Origin of the sequence: Serratia sp. Res13-Sevr-LER1-36-b (assembly GCF_015673035.1) — a bacterium.
Lineage (GTDB): Bacteria > Pseudomonadota > Gammaproteobacteria > Enterobacterales > Enterobacteriaceae > Chania > Chania fonticola_C.
Genome location: NZ_JADACK010000036.1, coordinates 1 through 20,026, shown reverse-complemented (window position 1 = coordinate 20,026; position 20,026 = coordinate 1). Strand labels below are relative to the sequence as shown.

Genomic DNA, 20,026 nt, shown 5'->3' with positions numbered 1-20,026 from the left:
GGTTCGCTCCCTTTATTGCGCCAGCCAGTGGTTAACCCGATCGATGGATTGGCGAAGCAGTTGGCTAAAGGCATTGCTGTGAGCCAAGGTGCTGAACAATTTCTCATCTGAGGCAAATACCGCCACCGGATCGGCCGCTTCGAACATCTGGTGGACTGCGGCGGCGTCCAGAATGCCGTCCTGATATTCATAAGGCAGTTGGCCTTGGTGCCAGCGCTGCATAAAGACAAAGAACAGAGCAGGCAGCATGGCCGTGGCTTTCGGCTCCTGACCGCGCTGATAACACTCTTGCAGCGTTGGGGTAATGAAACCGGGGATTTTGGAAAAACCGTCGGCGGTGACGCGCTGGTTGGTATCGCGAATATAGGGGTTGCTAAAGCGTTCCAGAACCACGTCACGGTAGGCGGCCAAGTCGAGCGGGCTAGGCGTCAGGGAAGGGATCACGTCCTGGGTCACATAGTCATAAGCCAACTGGTGGATGCCCGGGGTGCCGGTGCTTTCATGAATAAAGCTTTGGCCAATCAGCGTACCGGCCCAGGCAATGCAGCTATGGCTGGCGTTGAGGATGCGGATCTTGGCTTCTTCATAGGGCAGCACTGATTCAACCATTTCGACGCCGACGTTTTCCAACGCTGGCCGCCCATTGATGAAATCATCTTCGATCACCCATTGGATAAAGGCTTCCCCCATTACTGGCGCACGGTCCTGGAAGCCGGTGGCTTCGGCAACGCGCTCGGCAACTTCCGGCGCTGGCCGTGGCGTGATGCGGTCAACCATGGTGTTGGGGCAGCGGGTGTGGCTATCGATCCAGGCGATCAGCTCTGGCTCTTTACGCAGCTGTAGGAACTGCATCAGGCCGTGACGGAAGCGTTCACCGTTATGGCGCAGGTTATCGCAGTTCAATAACGTGACAGGGTCACCATTGAGCTGCTTTCTACGTGCCAGCAACTGTGCCATGGTGCCGTAAATGGTGCGGCAGGCTCCCAGCAGATCGGCCTGAATATCAGCGTTAGCGCGATCCAGGTTGAACTGGTTATCCAGATAATAGCCACCTTCGGTGACGGTGAAGGAAATGACGCGGGTTTCTGGTTTGGCCCCCTGTTCGGTCAACGCGGCCAGTTCGTTATCCCAGGGAATGACCTTACTGATGGAGGTAATGGTTTCATACTGGCGTACGCCCTGTGGAGTGACGGTCTCCAGCACGTATTGGCCTTGTTGCTCAGCCAGCGTATCCAGTAACGGTGTTGCGTCATCGCGAATGTTGGCAAGCGCAATTGACCAGCGGCTATCGCCCGCTGCAATCAGCCGGTGTAGATACCACGCCTGATGAGCTCGATGGAAAGATCCGGCGCCGATATGCAGCCAAATGGCCTGAGAAGAGTTCACTGGTTTGCTCATAAGGTTCTCCACTAAAGGTTATTTTAGGGCATCCGCCCTTTTGTTGGGCATTTGCTCCATTAATGACGATAGAGTAAATAAACTTTTGCCCTTTAAATGGGCTTTAGCTCACAAATGTGCAAATCGACCTCTGCGGGCAGCAGGAATGCCAGTAAAATGAGGTCATCAGGGGTAGCGGGTGAAACAACATGGTCAAACACGATAAGAAGCTGGATCAGGCGGCACGGGCCGCCTGGATGTATTACGTGGCCGGACAGACTCAGAATGAAATTGCCGAAGCGTTGGGCGTATCGCGCCAGGTTGCACAGCGGCTGGTCGCATTGGCGATCGACAGCGGACTGATCAGCGTCAACATTTCCCACCCGGTAGGGCGCTGCATGGAATTATCGGCCCGTCTTAGCGCACGCTATGGCTTAACGCTGTGCCAGGTGGTGCCTAGCCAGGGAATGGAGAGTGCCGGGATAAACCGCGCGGTGGCGGTGGCCGGGGCTGAAGTGATGGCGCAGTTTTTGCGCAGTGAACAGCCATTGAACATTGGGGTTGGTTCAGGCCGTAGCCTGAAGGCGGCGATTGATGAGCTGCCAGAATTGGAGCGGCCACAGCATAGTTGCGTCTCACTGATTGGGGCGATCGCGGCTGATGGCTCCTGTACCCGTTATGACGTACCGCTATGGATGGCGGAGAAAACCCAGGGCCGCTATTTTATCCTGCCCGCACCGCTGTTTGCCGATAGCGAACAGGATCGCGCCCTGTGGTGTAACCACCGCATTTACCGCACGGTGAACGATAAGGCCAGCCAGGCCGATGTGACCTTTATCGGTATTGGCACCATCGAATATCACTGCCCGCTGCACAAGGATGGGTTTATCACCGCAGAAGATGTCGATCGCCTGTGCGAATCTAACGCGGTGGCAGAAATGCTCGGCCATTTTATCGATCCGCAGGGCCAGCGGGTGGCCAGTGAACTCGATCGGCGGCTGACCAGCGTCAATCTGCGCCAGCGGCCGGAAAAGCCGGTGATTGCACTGGCCGGAGGGGCGGAAAAACATCAGGCCATTCGTGCCGCCTTGCTGGGCCGCTGGATCAACGGCCTGGTGACGGATGAGGAGAGCGCGTTGGCGCTGCTGGCCGATTAAATCAGATCCTGGGGCAGGAAACCTTCATGTTTCAGCAGCCATTGCTTGCGCTGCACCCCTCCGGCGTAACCGGTCAGCGCTCCCTGTGAACCGATCACTCGGTGGCAGGGCACCACGATACTGATTGGGTTAGTGCCGTTTGCCATGCCAACTGCGCGTGATGCGGTTGGCCTGCCAATGCGTTTGGCCAATTCACCGTAGGTGATGATCTCCCCACAGGGAATTTGCCGCAGTTGCTGCCAAACCGTGCGCTGGAACTCGGTGCCCGCAGTCATCACTGGCACAGTGTCGATGGCTGCCAACTCGCCAGCAAAATAACGCTGCATCACTTCCGTCAGGCCGCCCGGGTTGGCTCGCTCCTGTATCACGAAGGGGGTGGCTCGATAGTGGCTGTTGAGCAGCTTCATCAGGCGAGCCTCGTGATCGGTCCAGTCCAGCGCGCGCATCCGTCCTTGCTCATCTCCGATCAACACCAGTTCACCGACCGGCGTCGGCATACGATCAATAAAAAAGGTCAGCATGTTGTTCACTCCTTGCGTTTGATAAGGCGATTATTACATGAAAGAGCCGGATGTGATGGCGGATTTCGGACATGCTGATGGGGCGAGGCTATAGGAAAAAACGGGGTACACCCAAGTAGGTATACCCCGAAAGGTGAAACGCCGAAATGTTTATAAAATAACAAGGTCATTTTCGCTAGCTAATTGTATGACATAATTACGTCGATTAGGATTAATTGTAAATTAACGTAATTCGTTGTAGAGAAGGGTCATTAAACACCGATTCACGAATAGGTTTTCCCATTAATTCCGAACCCATATTATCCAATGGCATTTGGATAAATTCATTGGTGTTGAAGGCGGTTTCACGATAGCAACTGGATATATACTGACCATTGTTGCGCGAAATCTCGCAGGTTGGTGCGCTGATTTTGCCGGAAAACTGGATGCTCCCTGAGATGGCGTTGTGGCTAACATCTTGTTTTGAATGGGCCGAAAGTGGTAAGGCTGCCAGTATGGCCAAAGCAGTAATAATAGATTTCATAAGCTATTCCTATTAGCATAAAGTAAAACCATCCATTAACAAAAAAGTCGATTATTGTCTAAAAAATAAACTTCCATTGCCTGGTGATTTAATTTCCAACGTTACTATCATGTATTGAGTAAATAATAATAACAGCAATCGTTTGTTAATTGAATTTAATAGTAGGGATGGGCAGGCAGTAAAACCATGATTTAGATCATAGTGGGGGGAATTTAGGGGCTAATGTGAGAATTATTACTTTTGATACTGCTTATAATAACGGGTGTGACTTTAAATAGCGATATTAATGTTAAGGCCGCATATTCATGGTTATTCTGCGGCCCTTGATCTTACTCTTTAGAGTTACAACATCCCTGCGCTGCCACAGATACGGATCTTTTCTGCTACCACTTCTTTCATCGCCAATTTACCCGGGACGATGTATTTACGCGGATCGTTGGCCTCCGGATGCTGCGAGAAATAGCTCTTCACCGCATCGGCAAAGGCGATTTTGAGTTCGGTCGCCACGTTCACCTTACACACCCCCAGCGAGATGGCTCGCTTGACCATCGCTTCCGGGATACCGGAGGCACCGTGCAGCACCAACGGGATCTCCAGCTGTTCGCGGATCAGCGCCAGACGGTCAAAATCCAGCTTGGGCTCCCCGTGGTACAGCCCATGAGCCGAACCGATGGCGACGGCGAGGGAGTCGATCCCGGTCGCCGCGACAAACTCGCGGGCGGCTTTGGGGTCGGTATAAAAGCCGTCTGCGGCATCGACAATCAGATCGTCTTCCTGGCCACCCAGGCGGCCCAGCTCCGCCTCTACGCTGGCCCCATAGCGATGGCATAACGCGACGGCTTGCGCAACCAACGCGATGTTCTGCTCAAAAGGCAGGTGCGAGCCATCGATCATTACCGAACGGATCCCGGCTCTGACCTTGGTGGCGATATCCTCGAGTTCTTCGTGATGGTCCAGATGCAGTGCCAGCGGCAGGTCATGGCGCTGGGCTGCCGAACGGCAAATTCCCACCAGATAGTCGGTACCCGCATAGCTGAAGGTGCCTGGTGTCCCGGCCATGATCACCGGGGATTGCAGTTCGGCGGCGGTTTCTGCCACTACCTGCACCGTTTCAAGATTGTGGACGTTGAACGCCGGTACGGCATAGCCCTGCCTTTGTGCTTTCAACAGCATTTCACGGTTGGATATCAGATACATAACGGCTCCTTACAGCTCGGTAGCAGAGTAGGGATAAATGGTCACGCCTTTTACCACGCGGTTGACTTCTCCGGTTGGACAAGGGTTATCCGGAGTCAGGCCGCGCGCCAGCGAGGTTTCAAACGCCAGCATTTGGGCGAACAGCAGATAGGGGAATAACAGCCAGATATCGTCGTCGGCATGATGCAAATCGGACTGGCCCGTTTTCTCTGTTGGCGAGTTACCAAGGCCAACCATTTGTTTGGCCAAACCGTCGCGCTGGAGTTCGTCCCACAGATCCTGCTCATAACGCTCGGTATAGCGGTTGCTGGAGAGCATCAGCAGCACCAACGTCTGTGGATCGACCATAAATTTAGGGCCGTGACGCAGGCCCAGTGGCGAGTCGTAGCGGGTGACGATCTGCCCGGCGGTCAGTTCCAGCATTTTCAGCGAGGCTTCCTCCGCCAGGCCGGTGAAACAGCTACTGCCGAGCACGATGTAACGGTTAAAGCCGCTGCTGGCCAGGTTTTTTACTTGGGATTGCAGCGTTTCACGCAGTTCTCTACAGCGCTCGATCATTTGCACCAGTGGTTGCTTGGCGGCGTCCAGGGAATAGGGGCCTAACAGCAGCGCGGTGCTGAGCATCATGCAGCTGAAGCTGGAAGTCATGGCAAAGCTCTGGTCGTTTGAGCCCTGTGGCATCACCAGGGCACAGACGTTCTTACGGCCGTGCGCGTAGTTGGCCAACTGGCTGTCCGGGTTGCACACCAGCATCAGGTGATAGCACTGGGGGAGCAGTTGATCTGCCAGCGCCACCGAGGCGACGCTTTCCGGGCTGTTGCCGGAACGGGCGAAAGAGACCAGCAGCGTCGGGCGTGATGGATCGAGAAACTGCTGCGGATTGGCGACGATATCGGTGGTGCCATAGGCCGCAACATCTCGGCCGGTTTTTTCTCTCAGCCATGGGGCCAAGGCCCGACCAGCAAAGGCTGAACTGCCAGCACCGCACAGCACAATCTGCAGGCGTGGGTTTTGCAGCAGCGGCGTCAGGAAAGCGGAGCATTGCTCCTGTTGGGCGACCAACTGCTGGTGCAAGGCAGCCCAAAGATCCGGTTGCTGCCAAATCTCACGGGCGGTATGCAGCGCATGATGTTGCTCCAGCCAGTCCGCATCGTAAGAAAAATAACCTGTCATGATGGTAACTCCTTAAAAAATAAAACGGTTAATACGCTATAAATACCTGTGGATGCGGAGGGTCCGGTGCTGTTGCTGCCCCTCACCCTAACCCTCTCCCACAGGGAGAGGGGATCGAACCGTGCCACCGGCCAACTCCTGCGCTCACCACACACTAGCTCCTGCATCTGACGGCTGCTCCGTATCAGCTCCCTCTCCCTTGAGGGAGAGGGTTGGGGTGAGGGGGCGAACACGGATGCCTAATACTCCTGGACCTGACCACCGTTCCGTTCATGCCGTATAACTGCCTGCTTTCGAAGTAGCCTCTGTACCTGACGGCTGCGCCGTACCAGCTCCCTCTCCCTGTGGGAGAGGGTTGGGGTGAGGGGCGATTCATTGGTCGGCGATAATCACCTGGACCCCCAGATTTTGCAGTGCTTGCAGGTAGTTGGCCGGAATGCGGCTGTCGGTAACCAATCGGTGGATCTGGCCGATCTCGCGGATCATGCAGAAGCTGCTGCGGCCAAACTTGCTGGCGTCAACCACTGCAATCACTTCGCGAGCCACTTCACACATGGCGCGGTTGAGCTGCGCCTCACCGGGATCTGGCGTGGTGATACCACCCACCAAATCAAAGCCGTCAACGCCGAGGAAGAACTTATCAAAGCGATATTGGCGAATATGCTGCTCGGCAGCAGGACCGTACAGCGACCAAGACTTGCGCCGTACGCTGCCGCCGACCACCATCAAATCCACCTGTTCGTTACTGGCCAATTCGAAGGCGATATTCAAGGCGTTGGTCATGACCACCAGGTCTTTCTTACCAGCCAACTGGGTAGCCATCTGGCTAGTGGTGGAACCCGAGTCGAGAATGATCGCATCACCGTCGTTCACTAACGCGGCGGCGGCACAGGCAATGGCGAATTTCACATCGCGGTTGATGCGCCCCTTGTCCTGTAGCGGGCGATCGAAGGCGAACTGTTTATTGAGCATCGCGCCGCCGTAGGCCCGTACCGCACAGCCACTTTTTTCCAGATGGCGCAGATCGCTGCGAATGGTGACGGTAGAGACGGCAAACTGGCTGCTCAATTGCTCCACGCGTACCGTGCCCTCACGGCATAGCTGGTCGATAATTAATTCCCGCCGTTTTACGGTATTGATCATGAATAGCTGACTCCTGATTTACCCGTAGCAAACCCCGGCCGTGGCATAGGGGCCACAGCAACCGTTACAGGCGTATTTTCAGTCTTTCGTTGCAAATTACAGCAAACGAAACCGCGCAACGCAATGGAAAAATTTAAATATAATCTTATATTTCAATTGGTTATTGTCATGATATCTTTCGGTTGGTCATCAACTGAAAGCAGCATGAAAATAAACTGAAAACCGGTAATGCCTTATTTATTCGGCTAATATCTCCGTGGAGGCGCCAATTAATTCCGTCGTGGATGAAAGCTACCCACGGTGAATAATGCGGGTGAGCTTTCCTTAAATTTTTTATTGCCAGCTTTGGCGCAACAGTGCCGCACCACGTACGCCGCTGCTGTCGCCATACACTGGGGGATAAACCATCGCGGGTTCCGTCCCTGGCAGTAGCCAGCGGCACATCGCGGCGGGCAACTGTGCATAGAGTTCACTCACGTTAGAAAGCCCGCCCCCTAACACGAAAGCATCCACATCCAGCAGCAGTTGCAGGCTGGCCAACGCGCTGGCCAGGATATCGATGTAGATCCCCATCAGGTGTTGCGCTAATGGATCGTCCTGACGGTAACTGGCGATCAGTGCCGGGACGTTGGCCGCGCTATGGCCAAAGTGTTGGCTCAGGGCCAGCAGACCGCTGCCGGAGACGTAACGCTCAAAACAGCCGGTCAGACCGCAGTTGCAGACAAACAGCGGCAGATCGTAACGCTGCGCCAACTGGGCCGAGATAGGCGTATGCCCCCATTCGCCAGCCAGCCCATTGCGGCCCTTGTGTAGCCGTTTGTTCATCACCAGCCCACCGCCAGCGCCGGTACCGATGATGGCACCAAATACCACTTCCAACCGTTCGGTCTGGGGCGTGCTGGCCTCCGAAAGTGCAAAACAGCGGCAATCGTTTTCAATCTCTACCGGTCGCGACAGCTCTTGGGTCAGATCGTCCGCCAGACAGTGGCCGGTCAGGCAGGGTACGTTTACCGCCAACTGCTTGCGGCTGCGTGGGTCGGTGATCCCCGGCAAGCCAATGCCTATGCTGCCTTGGGTGTGCAGGCTGCGATCGGCTTGGCTGACCAACTGCGCGATGCAGGCGAGAAACTCGCGGTAGTCACCGGTGGGCGTACTGACGCGCTGGCACAGCACCTGATTCAACTGGGCGTCATAGGCGGCCATTTCGATTTTGGTGCCGCCAATATCAAAACCGTAACGCATAGCATGAGTAGCCACGGCTTTACTCCTCGCCCAAGGTGATGACGGCGTTTTCCCTGCGGGCGCGTTCGGCGGCAAAGACCATCAGGTGGCTCTGCAAAGTTTCCTGCGGGCCAGACAACACTTGTGAAGGATCGTTGGCGCGCACGGCGGCGATAAAATGCTGCATCAGATAATAATCGCCGCCGCCGTGGCCAGACATGGTGTGCAAATCTTCGGCTTCATCCACGTCATACAGCGTTTCGCGGTCGTCAAGGAAGGAGGTGATGCGGATGTAGCGGCCATCGCCCTCCAGACATCCCTGGCTGCCAAAAATGCGCGTTTTGCGATCTTCCATTTTGGTGAAGGCGGTCATGGTAAAGGCGGCGGTGCGGCCACCGCTAAACTGCATATTCACCACCTGATGATCCACCACGTTGTTATCACAGCGGTAGACACAGCGGCCATACGGGCCGTTGCGCAGCGCGGCGACCAGATGCTCCTGATCGACTTCCGGCGTCAGCACCCGCAGGAAACCCGGTGTTGCCTTGTGATTATCGCCAAGGTAGATGCGTTTGGCGGAATAGGGGCATTCAGCCTCAACGTTGCAGTCCAGGCAGTTATCCGCTGCGCCTTGAGGCTGGTTTTCCTGGCGGAAGTGGCGTAACCCACCAAATGAGCTGACCTGTTCGCAAGGGGTATCCATCACGTAACGGATCCAGTCGATATCGTGACAGGATTTTTGCAACAGCATAAAGGCCGCTTGCTGGTCATTGCGCCAGTTACCGCGCACGAAAGAGTGGGCCTGATGCCAATAGCCCACCGGCTCCAGATGCTGCAGGCTAACGATGTCGCCGATGACCTTATCGCGCAGCAGTTGCTTGAGTTTCTGGGTATAGCGGGTATAGCGCAGCACGTGCCCAACGGAGAAGATGATCCCCTGGCGCTCGACTTCTTCAACGATGGTGCGGCACTCACTCGCGTCCGGCGACAGCGGTTTTTCCAACAGCATGTGGTAACCCTGTTTGGCGAAGGCCAGGGCCGGAGCCAGATGCAGAGTGTCCTGGGTACAAATCATCACCGCATCGGCCAGTTTGCCCGCCGCTACGGCCTGCTGCCAGTCGGTAAACACGTTTTCGGGCGAGATACCATGCTGGGCTACAAACTGCTGGCGATAGGTATCGCGCGGCTCTGCGACCGCCACCACTTGCATCAATTCTGGATGGGCGAGCGCATAGCGGGAATAAATTTCCCCACGAGCACCGGCACCAATCACCAACACGCGTACCGGGCGTCCGGTATAGTCATTAGGTTGAGCTGACGACATTGCAAAGTACTCCCAAATTATCCCAGTGACTGGGTAGAGTTATTATTCAGGTTGTCACCGCTGGCCTGATCGAACAGGTGGGCGCGGGCCAAATCAAACGTCAAATGGATCTGTTCGCCGATGCTCGGTTCCCAGTCCGGCTGAGACGCAATCCGCAGCACGAAGCGTAATCCGGCCAGTTCACAGTGCAGCAACTCTTCGTTACCCATGCGTTCGATGGTGGCGATACGGGCCGGGAAACAGTTTTGGGTACCGGCAGCGCACAGGCGCAGGGCTTCAGGGCGAATACCCAGGCAAACGCGCTGGTGCGGATAGTTTTCCAACTGCTTTTCCAGCGCGGGCGGCAGGGTCAGCAGATAGCGATCGTCGATACGCAGCTGTGTTCCCTGAGCATTACGCAGCAAGTCCAGATCGTGCAGGTTCATCGACGGGCTGCCGATAAACTCGGCGACAAAGCGGTTGGCGGGGTGGTGATACAGGTTGATCGGCTTGTCTACCTGCATGATGGTGCCCCGGTTCATCACGCAGATGCGGTCGCCCATGGTCATCGCCTCGACCTGATCGTGCGTCACATACACCATGGTGGCGGCGGCGCCTTCTTGTTTCAGTCGGTTATGCAGTTCGATGAGCTGCACACGCATGGAGACGCGCAATTTGGCATCCAGGTTGGAGAGCGGCTCGTCGAACAAGAACACCTTGGGTTTACGCACGATGGCCCGCCCAACCGCCACACGCTGGCACTGGCCACCGGAGAGCTGGCCGGGTTTGCGGTGCAGCAGGTTGGTGATTTCCAGCTTCTCGGCGGCATCCTGCACCCGCCGGTCGATCTCAGCCTTGCTCTCTTTACCAATCAGACCAAAGGCCATGTTCTTGTAGACGGTCATATGCGGATAGAGCGCATAGTTCTGAAACACCATCGCGATGCCGCGATCTTTGGGCATGGTGTCGTTAACGCAGCGGTCGTGGATCATGATTTGGCCTTCACTGACGCTTTCCAGCCCGGCGATCATGCGCAACAGGGTGGATTTGGCGCAGCCGGAAGGCCCGACAAACACCATAAACTCACCGTCCTTGATATCCAGATCCACGCCATGCAACGCCCGGAAACCGTTGGGATAGACCTTTTTCACACTGTATAATTGAATACCGGCCATGTCTGTTTACCTTATTGTTCGCGGTTAGCCTTTAACGCCAGCGCTGGCGATGCCCTGGATGAAATAACGTTGGAAAAGAATGAACAGCATCAGCATCGGGATCACCGCCATCAAGGCACCGGCCATCAGCAGCGGGTATTCCACTCCGGCACGGCTGGACAGCGAAGCCAGCCCCACCGGCAGCGTCAATTTCTCGGTGGTGGTGTTGACGATCAGCGGCCACATCAGGTTATTCCAGCTCCACAAACCGTTAATGATGATGCAGGCGATGATGCCGGGGCGGATCAGCGGCAGCATGATGCGCCAGAAGATGGCGAAGTAGCTGTAGCCGTCGATCAGCGCCGCTTCTTCCATCTCCTTAGGTACCGCCAGGAAGAACTGCCGCAGCAGGAAAGTGGCATAAATGCTGAAGATCCCCGGCAGCACCAGGCCGGTAATGCTGTTAACCAGCCCCATTTTCTGCACTACCAGGAACTGCGGGATTAGAAATGCCTGGCCGGGCACCATCAGGATCGAGATGCACACCAGGAACACCGCGTCACGGCCACGAAAGTGCAGGCGGGAGAAGCCATACGCGGCCATGGTGGCGATCACCATTTGCAGCGTCACCGTGGAGAAGGTGGCCAGCAGCGAGTTGATATAAAAATCCGCAAAAGGGATCTCACGCATGATCTTGCCGTAGGCCTGCAAGCTGGGGTTTTCCGGCAGCAGGGTCAGCGGGATCTGAATGCTTTCGGCCTGGGTTTTCAGCGAGGTCACCAGCATCCAGATAAAGGGCACCACCGAGGCCAGCGCCGCTAGCGTCATAAACAGATAGACCAGGGCTTGTTTGCTTATCGTCATCAATGGATCCTCAGCTCACTCTCAGGCGTTTGCCGATCGCCATCTGCACAAGCGTGATCACCAGCGTCACGGCGAACAGCACCACGGTAATGGCAGAGGCATAACCTTTCTCTTGCAGATAGAAGGCGTATTTGTAGAACAGGTTGGTGATGGTCATCACGTCACCCTCCACCAGGGCGCGGTCGAACATCAGGAACACCACGTCAAAGATTTGCAGGATCTCGATAAAGCTCATCACCGACACAAAGAACAGCGTCGGTACCATCATCGGCAGCGTGATAAAGAAGAAGCGGCGCAGGGTGCTGATACCGTCGATATCGGCGGCTTCATACAGCTGGCGGGGGATGCTTTGCAAACCGGCCAGCAGGATGATGATTTTCAGCGCCAGCGACGACCAGATAATGATGATGGACACGCTGATGCGTACCACGTCCGGATCGGACAGCCAGGCGACCGGCGCAATGTGCAGCAGGTTTAGTCCTTGGTTAATCAGGCCAAAATCCTTGTTGAACAGCCACTGCCACACCATTGCCACGGCGGCGGGCATGGTCACCGCCGGTAAGAACAGCAGGGTGCGCAACAGCGCCTTGCCACGAATGTTCTGGTTCAGCCCAATCGCCAGCAGCAACGACAGCAGCAAGATCACCGGCACGCACACCACCACATAAAACAGGGTGTTGAAGGCGGCGGTATAGAAGTCATCGTCCTCAAACAGGTTGATGTAATTGTCAAAGCTGATGGTCGTCCAGCTCATAAACTGGTTGAGGTCGGTAAAGCTGTAAAAAATGTTCTGTAAAAACGGGATGAAGTAAAACACCGTCAGGCCGATCACCAGCGGCAGGATCATCACCCAGCCCCAGAAGCGTTCGGCTCGCTCCAGGCGGCTTAATGCGGCACGAGGTTTGCTCTTTGCCTGTTTTATATTGGCCGTAGCCGTTTCTGCCAGCGACATGTCGCCATTCCTCACCTTTGGCTGCTCAGTGTTTCCGCTGCGACCTGTCTTCGGGCAGGCAGGCCGCAACGGGGGGAATTACTGCTCCATGATGCGTTCGATCTTCTTGATCGATTTATCCATTTCCGTACGGGCATCCGCGCCCATAAAGATTTTCTTCAGGCTGCCAATCCACATGTTTTGCCACTTAGGCGTGTTGGTGCCTGCGGTTGGGTAGGCCTCGGTCACCTCCAGCGTTTGGATGTACGGAGTGACGTCAACCTTTTTGACTTCCTCCGCCCAGGCTTTAGCCGCGACCTTGTTGGCCGGGATCACCACCTTCGCCAGGGTGGCCTGCGAGGCTTCGCTGCTCATAAATTCGATGTACTTCCAGGCTTCCTGCTTGTGATCGCTCTTGGCGGACATGGCATAGGCCAGGCTGTGGGCCACGCCAGACTGGCGCTCGATTTTCGGCATCATCACCACGCCGATGTGCTCGTTGATCAGCGGATTGTTGGCGAACGGTGCGGCCAGCCAGGAACCGGCATACACCATGGCGGCGCGGTTGGACTGGAAGATGTTCTCGGTCTTCACTTCGCTCATCTGTTGGGCGGTCGGCATCAGGCCGTCTTTCATCATCCCTTGTAACTGCTGGTAGACCCAGATGGCGTTGTCGTTGGCGATATCGGTGGGTTGGCCATTTTTTGGCACGATATGATTGCCTTTCTGGAACAGCAGGTTCATATAGCTGTCCTGGCCGTCGATGCTGAGATCCATCACTAGCGGGAAGGCGCTGCCCTTCAGGCCGGTTTGCAATTCGGCGGCCTTTTTCTTCATGTCGTCCCAGGTCCAGTCGCTGGTGGGATAGCTGACGCCAGCCTGATCGAACAGTTTTTTGTTGTACCACACGGCGATGGAGTCGACGTCGCGCGGGATGGCCATCTGCTGGCCGTCGTATTGATAAGCCTTAACGGAGCTGGCAACGATATTATCCAGATTGACCGTGCCGTCTTTTAAATAATCGCCCAGCGGCTGCATAATGCCGTTTTTGGCATATTGCACAAAATAGGGCATATTAATCCAGAATATATCTGGCGCGACACCACCGGCGGCGGCGGAGTCTAATTTAACAAAGTATTGTGCGGCGGGGGTTAATTCTATTTCCACTTTGATATTCGGGTTGGCCTGCTCAAATCGCTTGGCAATTTCCTGTTCGGCCGGTAATTGGTTTCGATCCCAAACCGCATAACGTAACGTTATCTGGTCGGCGGCATATAACATGGTCGGCAACAATAAAGCGGCTGCAACAGCGGAATGCAACAGAAAACGTCCGGCGTTTTTTCTAGGTGACATTGCTTTACCCTCGGTGTCGGCGAATACATTTTTTGGTGAACGTGATTTCTTTCTATCCCTTAACTTTCAATGTGTCAATGCAGCCATTTTGCCCAAAAATGGGGCGTGTATCTTTCACTGTTGTTAACAACGAAAGGTCAAAGCCAACAACCGAAAGCCTTTTTTGTTGATGAATTGTTAATGTCGAAGGGCGAAAATCCGTTGTCGGGCGGCAGTTATGGCTTGCTGGGGTCATAGGATTAACTGATAACCCTTGCACCATAATGGGGATTAAAAACGTTTTTATTGTGCAGGCCACGGCATCTTTCATTTTTGTGATGCAAATAAACAAAAAAATTATTTTTTTGCTGGGCGAGAGGGATTTTGCTGGCTTTTTTTGTTGGCCTATATTGCCTGTGGCGAAAAAACGCGCTAGCCTGAAATTAATTCAATCTCACCATAAATAAAAACAGGGCAGCTATTATGCGTCTCACGCTACTATTTATCCATTGCCTGGAGAAGATATTCCATCGCCAAGCCGCACCGCAGGTAGAACAGCAAAACCAATTCAGTTGCCTGAATAATGAAAGCCTCTCATGGCAAGGTGTGTATTGTCTGTACCGTGAGGATAATGAAACCCGTCGGGAATTACGTTATCAACTTGAGGGGGAATTGGCCGATGATATCAGCGTGCGCCATGTGCAGTCGGTGCCCAGCCATTTTCCCTGCTATGCCGAGGCTGATGAGAACTATCTGACGACCGAGCCTGGCCTATTTCCCGACCCGCTAATGCCCATTCAGGATCGGCGTTTTTTTGCCGCCTGCCGTTATTACGCCAGCCTGTGGCTGACCTTTACGCCGCCAGCGCAGGGTATTGCCGGTGGCGACTATCCGCTAACGCTGCGGCTGTTCGATCAAGAAACGGGGGAAGAGTTGGCCGCAGCCAGCATGACGCTGCATGTGGTACCTGCCGCGTTGCCAAAACAGAGGCTGCTCCATACCGAATGGTTACATACCGACTGTCTGGCGGACTATTATCAGATTGCGGTGTTCAGCCCGCAATACTGGCTGGCGGTGCGCAACCTGGTGCGTAACGCGGTGGCAAACGGCGTGAATATGCTGCTAACGCCAATCTTTACGCCGCCGCTGGATACCGCCATCGGCGGCGAACGCACCACCGTGCAGCTGGTTGGGGTAAAACGCACCGTTGCAGGTTACCAATTTGATTTTGAACGGTTGGCGCAGTGGGTAGCATTGGCGCAGGAGGAGGGGATCGAACACTTCGAAATTGCTCACCTGTTTACCCAATGGGGCGCGGCGCATGCGCCCAAAATTATGGTTGAGGTTGCGGGGGAAACCCAGCCGCTGTTTGGTTGGCATACCGATGCCCACGGCAGCGAATATCAGCAGTTTCTGCGGGCATTGATGCCAGCGTTAACCGGCTGGTTCCGGGCGCGGGATTTGCAACGACAGGTGTGGTTCCACATTTCGGATGAACCTAAACTGGAAAATATCGCCGCCTACCAACGTGCCAGCGATTCACTGCGGCCCTTGCTGGACGGGTTCCGCACTTTCGATGCGCTCTCCGACTTTGACTTCTATCAGCGTGGGCTGGTAGAAACTCCGGTAGTCGCCACCGATCATATCGAGCCGTTCCTCGAGCATCAAACCCCGCAGCTGTGGGCCTATTACTGCTGCGTGCAAAGAACCGAGGTGGCCAACCGCTTCTTTGCTCAGCCTTCGGCCCGCAACCGCATTCTGGGTATCCAGCTTTACCTCTATAACATCAGCGGTTTCCTCCACTGGGGCTACAACTTCTATAATAGTAGCCATTCCCGGGAGAAACTGAATCCCTATGCGGTAACCGACAGCGGCAACGCCTTCCCCTCTGGCGATCCTTTTGTGGTTTATCCAGGGCCGAATTTTATGCCGATAGAATCGCTGCGTTTGCGGGTGTTCCATCAGGGGCTACAGGATCTGCGGGCATTGCAGCTGCTGGAGAGCCTGACCAATCGTGCCACGGTGGAGCAGTTGATCGATCAGGAACTGGGGATGCGCATCACTTTCAAACGTTATCCTCACCAGGCTTCTGCGCTACTGCGGCTGCGGGAACAGGTTAACGCCTGTATTGAAGCGGCTCTGTAAACTAGAGGGTAGAGGGGTGAGCATGTTCGCCCCTGGCTTTTGATTTCATCTTTTCGTCATCAAACGGTCATGTTCAGGTCATGGCGCTGGCTTAAGTTTGCAGCGACTAGGCCAGGAGATGACCCGATGTTTACTTTGGATAGCCTGCTGCAAGATGTCTTCCCACAGCGTTCTCCCCCAGCCTGGCAGCGTAGCCTGCTAAGAACCTTACTGCGCGAAAAAGAATTCAAACAGTTTGCTGCCGACTATCCGCACCTGAAAGGATTGGATCTGATTGAGCAGGTGGTGGACTACTTTAATTTGAGCTGTGAACTGGTGGATGGGGATCTGGAAAACATCCCCAGCCAAGGCCCGGTGGTGTTGGTTGCCAACCATCCCATTGGTTCGCTGGACGGTTTGGTACTGCTGCGGACGGTGGCGGCGGTTCGGCCAGACGTCAAGGTAGTGGCCAACCAGCTGCTGAGCTGTATTGAACCCTTACGCAATCTGTTTGTGCCGGTTGATAACCTGGGTAACCGTACCAACCGCCAGCAGATTGCAGCCATGCAGGCTCAATTGGATAATCAGGGTGTGCTGATCCTGTTCCCGGCGGGGGAAGTATCCCGCATGAGTCCCAAAGGGATACGCGATGGTCACTGGCATACCGGATTCCTGCGGCTAGCCGCCAAGGCTCGTGTGCCGATCGTTCCCATCCATATCAGCGCCCGAAACAGCGGCCTGTTCTATTTGACCTCGCTGATTTATCGCCCGTTATCCACCTTGCTGTTGGTGCGTGAGATGTTCAAACAGCGGGGCGGACGGATCAAAATCCGCATCGGCGGGCGCATTCCATTTGCCCATTGGCACGATGGCCATACTCAAGCACGCGATCTTGCCGAACGTTTCCGCCGCCATGTTTATCGGCTTGGTCAGGGGAAACCGGGGCTGTTTACCAGCGAATCGGCCATCGCTTTGGCGGAGGATCGCCTCGAGTTGAAAAAAGCGTTGGCTGCCTGCGAGCGTCTGGGGGTTACGCCGGATGGAAAAACCATTTTCCTTTATCGCCGACAGGGGGAGGCCAGAACACCGATCCTGCGGGAGCTTGGCCGTCTGCGTGAGATCGCTTTCCGTGCCGTGGGCGAAGGTTCGGGGCGGCGGCGTGATTTAGACAGCTATGACGACGATTATTATCACCTGGTGCTGTGGGATGAGGAGGAACTGGAGATTATCGGAGCCTATCGCTTTATCCCCACTGCACCGCAGTTGGCCAGTAAAGGACTGGACGGCATCTATAGCAACAGCCTGTTCCATTACGATCGCGATATGACCCCAATCCTTGAACAAGGGATTGAGTTGGGCCGCAGCTTTATTCAACCGGCCTATTGGGGGAAGCGCGGTCTGGATTACCTGTGGCTCGGCATTGGTGCCTATCTGGCCAAATATCCGCAGTATCGTTACCTGTTTGGCCCGGTGTCGATTTCAGGTGGTATGCCGGTTGCCGCTCGCGATTTGCTGATTGCTTTCTATCGCCTCTATTTCTCTCCAGACCATGCTATGGCTCAGTCACGGCAGCCTTATCCGGCCTCTTTGCCGCAGGTATTGGCCCAGTTCGCCGGTGATGATTATCAGCAAGATTTGCTGCGCCTGAAAAGCCTGTTGAGTAACCTCGGCTGTTCGATCCCGACCTTGTACAAGCAATACACCGAGCTGTGTGAGCCCGGTGGTGTGCAGTTTATCGACTTCGGTACCGATCCGGCGTTTAACCACTGTATCGATGGTTTAGTGTTGGTCGACCTGACGCGGCTGAAGCCTGCCCGCTATCAGCGCTATATTGCCGTTCATCTTTAGATCGGCTCACAACGTGAGGGCGGCACATGTTGCGCCCATTCATAAAATCAATGGATCATGACACACCGGCTCCATTTTGACCGAAAGTGCGGCCGCGCCAAATTCTCCCATGGGAAATTGGTAGCCGGCGAGAGGATCGCCTAGAATTAGCGCTTTCTCGCGCCGGAGTGCCCTATGTATCACCCCTATACCCCAACCTTGTTGTCTGCCGATGAGCCTGCGGCCGTGAGCGTTGAGCTGCCACAGGCGACTTCTCCTTTCTTACTGCTGTGCGATCACGCGGGGCAGGCCATCCCAAAACGTCTGGGCGATCTTGGTCTGGCCAGCGGCGATATCGATCGACATATCGGCTGGGATATTGGTGCGCTGGCAGTTTCCCGCCTGCTGGCCCAACAGTTGGATGCGACATTAATCCATCAGCATTACTCGCGTTTGGTGATCGACTGTAACCGAACGCCCGGGATTGCCAGTTCGATCCCAGCGCTATCGGAAGTCACGCCAATTCCCGGCAACCAAGGGATCAGCGCGGCCGAAGCGGGCGCCCGTGAACAGGAAATTTTTCAGCCTTATCACCAGACCATCAATCACACGTTGGCAGCTCGCCGCGCCAATAACCAACCCTGCGCGGTGATCGCTATGCACAGCTTTACGCCGGTGTTTAAAGGCGATGCGCGGCCGTGGCAGGTTGGGCTGTTGTTTAACCGCCAGCCACAATTTGCCCTGCTGTTGGCGGAGTTGCTGCGTGCAGAAGGGGATTTACAGGTCGGTATTAATGAGCCTTATGCGATGACCGATGCGACAGACTACACGCTGCCGGTGCATGCGGAACGCCATGAATTACCCTATGTTGGCATCGAGATCCGCCAGGATTTAATCGGGGATAGTGCAGGCCAGGCCGCATGGGCTGCTCGTTTTGCCCGGCTATTGCCATTATTATGGCAACGCTGGGAAATTTGACTTTAGTATTGATGGCGGTGATGATTGCGTAAGGAAAGCGTTAGCGTCGATGGACAATGCTGGGAGTGACGGGTGGAACATATTGATAACGGACGGTTTATCAAGCAGGAGCGTTTTGAAGTTCTGGCAATCTTACGCGACATCTATAAGCAAAGAACGCCGCTGCGTGTCGTTAATCAACAACATGAATTCACCGGCCAATTATTGAGCGTTGGCGCTGATAACATCGTCTTTGATTGTAATGCTCCAGAGCAGATCTCCGGTGGGAAATTCAGCATTGTGATTGAAAACCACGATGCAAAAATCGAATTCTCCGTTGACCAGGCGCAGCTGACCGAGCATAACGCTATGCCGGTTTACGAGGCGTGTCTGCCGAAACAGCTGGTTTATATCCAGCGTCGCCGCCAGTTACGTATCACCACGCCTTATTGGCGTGAATTCTTCTGTAACGGTGAACACAGCGATGGCACCCCTTATCAACTGCGTATCCACGATCTTTCGCCGGGTGGCGTTGGTTTGCGTATTGATGGCGCGGTACCCGACTATATGCAGCCGGGGCTGGTGTTTAATAAGGCTCAGCTGGATTTGGGGGATTACGGCAAGTTCAAGGTGAATATGGAACTGATTGCCGTGAATCAAGATCATGATATTGATGAAGACCAAGCGCATCATTTCATGCGCCTGTCCTGCCGTTTTCTCAAGATGGGTATGCTGACCGAACGCAAAATTCAAAGCGCGGTGTTTGCTTTTGAATTGGATTTCAATAAAAAGAAAAAACGTTGAACCCCTCACCCCAAACCTCTCCCACAGGGAGAGGGAGCTGATAGCCCCTGCTAATTTGGAAGTACAGAGGTAATTTCAGCAACCTCACTCGCCCCTGCAACCAAGTTGAGTCAGTCGGTGTTCAAGGTGAATAACTCTACTTTCAGCCTTACTCGATCGGTCCCCTTGTATGTTTAAAGACACTTTAATTACCCGCCCAAAGGCGGGTAGACTTTAACCGAGTTGTACCTGACGCCACAGCCCGTTTCCCCTCTGGGACAACAAGCCCGCGGGAGAGCTTATGGCGTAGCGTCAGTTTTCCTGTTAACCCGAACAGCTGCCAGGGCGGCATCAGCCAGCCCGTATCTTACAAGGCCGGGAGACTTGAAATGACTGGACATGCAACCGTCGGTATCGACATTGCCAAAGACACTTTTGA

General features: G+C 54.8%; 18 protein-coding genes. 5 read left to right on the top strand and 13 right to left on the bottom strand.

The genetic code is table 11. The features are described from left to right. Positions 1–12 precede the first annotated feature (12 nt). Positions 13–1,398: a D-arabinitol 4-dehydrogenase gene (gene dalD / locus IMQ33_RS20815; RefSeq protein ID WP_196061601.1), complete on the bottom strand. Its 1,386-nt coding sequence runs from the start codon at positions 1,396–1,398 to the stop codon at positions 13–15. 188 nt (positions 1,399–1,586) lie between these two features. Between dalD and IMQ33_RS20810 the strand changes: the two genes are divergently transcribed. Continuing rightward, positions 1,587–2,534 carry a sugar-binding transcriptional regulator gene (locus IMQ33_RS20810; RefSeq protein ID WP_024530141.1) on the top strand — a complete coding sequence of 316 codons (948 nt, stop codon included), beginning with the start codon at positions 1,587–1,589 and terminating at the stop codon, positions 2,532–2,534. Here IMQ33_RS20810 and ogt read toward each other — a convergent pair. The 12 genes from ogt to IMQ33_RS20750 all read right to left on the bottom strand — a co-directional run bounded on the left by ogt (position 2,531) and on the right by IMQ33_RS20750 (position 14,227). Next, positions 2,531–3,055 (bottom strand): methylated-DNA--[protein]-cysteine S-methyltransferase, encoded by a 525-nt coding sequence (ogt, locus tag IMQ33_RS20805; protein ID WP_065685780.1) that lies wholly within the window; start codon positions 3,053–3,055, stop codon positions 2,531–2,533. The two genes, IMQ33_RS20810 and ogt, sit on opposite strands and share 4 nt — an antisense overlap. Before the next feature lie 211 nt (positions 3,056–3,266). Next, on the bottom strand, positions 3,267–3,578 hold the full coding sequence (locus tag IMQ33_RS20800) for a hypothetical protein (RefSeq protein WP_024530139.1): 312 nt from the start codon (positions 3,576–3,578) through the stop codon (positions 3,267–3,269). Between the two features lie 342 nt (positions 3,579–3,920). Beyond that, positions 3,921–4,775 (bottom strand): tagatose bisphosphate family class II aldolase, encoded by an 855-nt coding sequence (locus IMQ33_RS20795; protein ID WP_024486999.1) that lies wholly within the window; start codon positions 4,773–4,775, stop codon positions 3,921–3,923. Between the two features lie 9 nt (positions 4,776–4,784). Then, entirely contained in the window at positions 4,785–5,948 is a 1,164-nt protein-coding gene (locus tag IMQ33_RS20790; RefSeq protein ID WP_186528876.1) for an SIS domain-containing protein, read from the bottom strand. Between the two features lie 372 nt (positions 5,949–6,320). Next, positions 6,321–7,091: a transcriptional repressor AgaR gene (gene agaR, locus IMQ33_RS20785; RefSeq protein WP_196061600.1), complete on the bottom strand. Its 771-nt coding sequence runs from the start codon at positions 7,089–7,091 to the stop codon at positions 6,321–6,323. A gap of 333 nt (positions 7,092–7,424) precedes the next feature. After that, entirely contained in the window at positions 7,425–8,333 is a 909-nt protein-coding gene (locus IMQ33_RS20780) for an ROK family protein (protein ID WP_196061615.1), read from the bottom strand. Positions 8,334–8,352: 19 nt separating this feature from the next. Continuing rightward, complete coding sequence (locus IMQ33_RS20775) at positions 8,353–9,636, bottom strand: Gfo/Idh/MocA family protein (RefSeq protein ID WP_161740885.1); 1,284 nt, start codon at positions 9,634–9,636, stop codon at positions 8,353–8,355. Positions 9,637–9,653: 17 nt separating this feature from the next. After that, positions 9,654–10,790 (bottom strand): ABC transporter ATP-binding protein, encoded by a 1,137-nt coding sequence (locus IMQ33_RS20770; protein ID WP_196061599.1) that lies wholly within the window; start codon positions 10,788–10,790, stop codon positions 9,654–9,656. A gap of 24 nt (positions 10,791–10,814) precedes the next feature. Further along, on the bottom strand, positions 10,815–11,633 hold the full coding sequence (locus IMQ33_RS20765; RefSeq protein ID WP_021177895.1) for a carbohydrate ABC transporter permease: 819 nt from the start codon (positions 11,631–11,633) through the stop codon (positions 10,815–10,817). Between the two features lie 10 nt (positions 11,634–11,643). Next, entirely contained in the window at positions 11,644–12,585 is a 942-nt protein-coding gene (locus IMQ33_RS20760; RefSeq protein WP_098931052.1) for a carbohydrate ABC transporter permease, read from the bottom strand. A gap of 78 nt (positions 12,586–12,663) precedes the next feature. Then, a complete protein-coding gene (locus IMQ33_RS20755) occupies positions 12,664–13,917 on the bottom strand; it encodes a sugar ABC transporter substrate-binding protein (protein WP_065685788.1) in 1,254 nt (417 codons plus the stop codon). A gap of 52 nt (positions 13,918–13,969) precedes the next feature. After that, a complete protein-coding gene (locus IMQ33_RS20750) occupies positions 13,970–14,227 on the bottom strand; it encodes a hypothetical protein (RefSeq protein WP_196061598.1) in 258 nt (85 codons plus the stop codon). 152 nt (positions 14,228–14,379) lie between these two features. Between IMQ33_RS20750 and IMQ33_RS20745 the strand changes: the two genes are divergently transcribed. The 4 genes from IMQ33_RS20745 (at position 14,380) to IMQ33_RS20730 (ending at position 19,608) form a co-directional block, all read left to right on the top strand. Beyond that, positions 14,380–16,041 carry a DUF4091 domain-containing protein gene (locus IMQ33_RS20745; RefSeq protein WP_196061597.1) on the top strand — a complete coding sequence of 554 codons (1,662 nt, stop codon included), beginning with the start codon at positions 14,380–14,382 and terminating at the stop codon, positions 16,039–16,041. Between the two features lie 126 nt (positions 16,042–16,167). After that, positions 16,168–17,868: a lysophospholipid acyltransferase family protein gene (locus IMQ33_RS20740; protein WP_186579816.1), complete on the top strand. Its 1,701-nt coding sequence runs from the start codon at positions 16,168–16,170 to the stop codon at positions 17,866–17,868. A gap of 174 nt (positions 17,869–18,042) precedes the next feature. Next, positions 18,043–18,825: an N-formylglutamate amidohydrolase gene (locus IMQ33_RS20735; protein WP_196061596.1), complete on the top strand. Its 783-nt coding sequence runs from the start codon at positions 18,043–18,045 to the stop codon at positions 18,823–18,825. A gap of 72 nt (positions 18,826–18,897) precedes the next feature. Beyond that, a complete protein-coding gene (locus tag IMQ33_RS20730; protein ID WP_173409260.1) occupies positions 18,898–19,608 on the top strand; it encodes a flagellar brake protein in 711 nt (236 codons plus the stop codon). Positions 19,609–20,026: the final 418 nt, after the last annotated feature.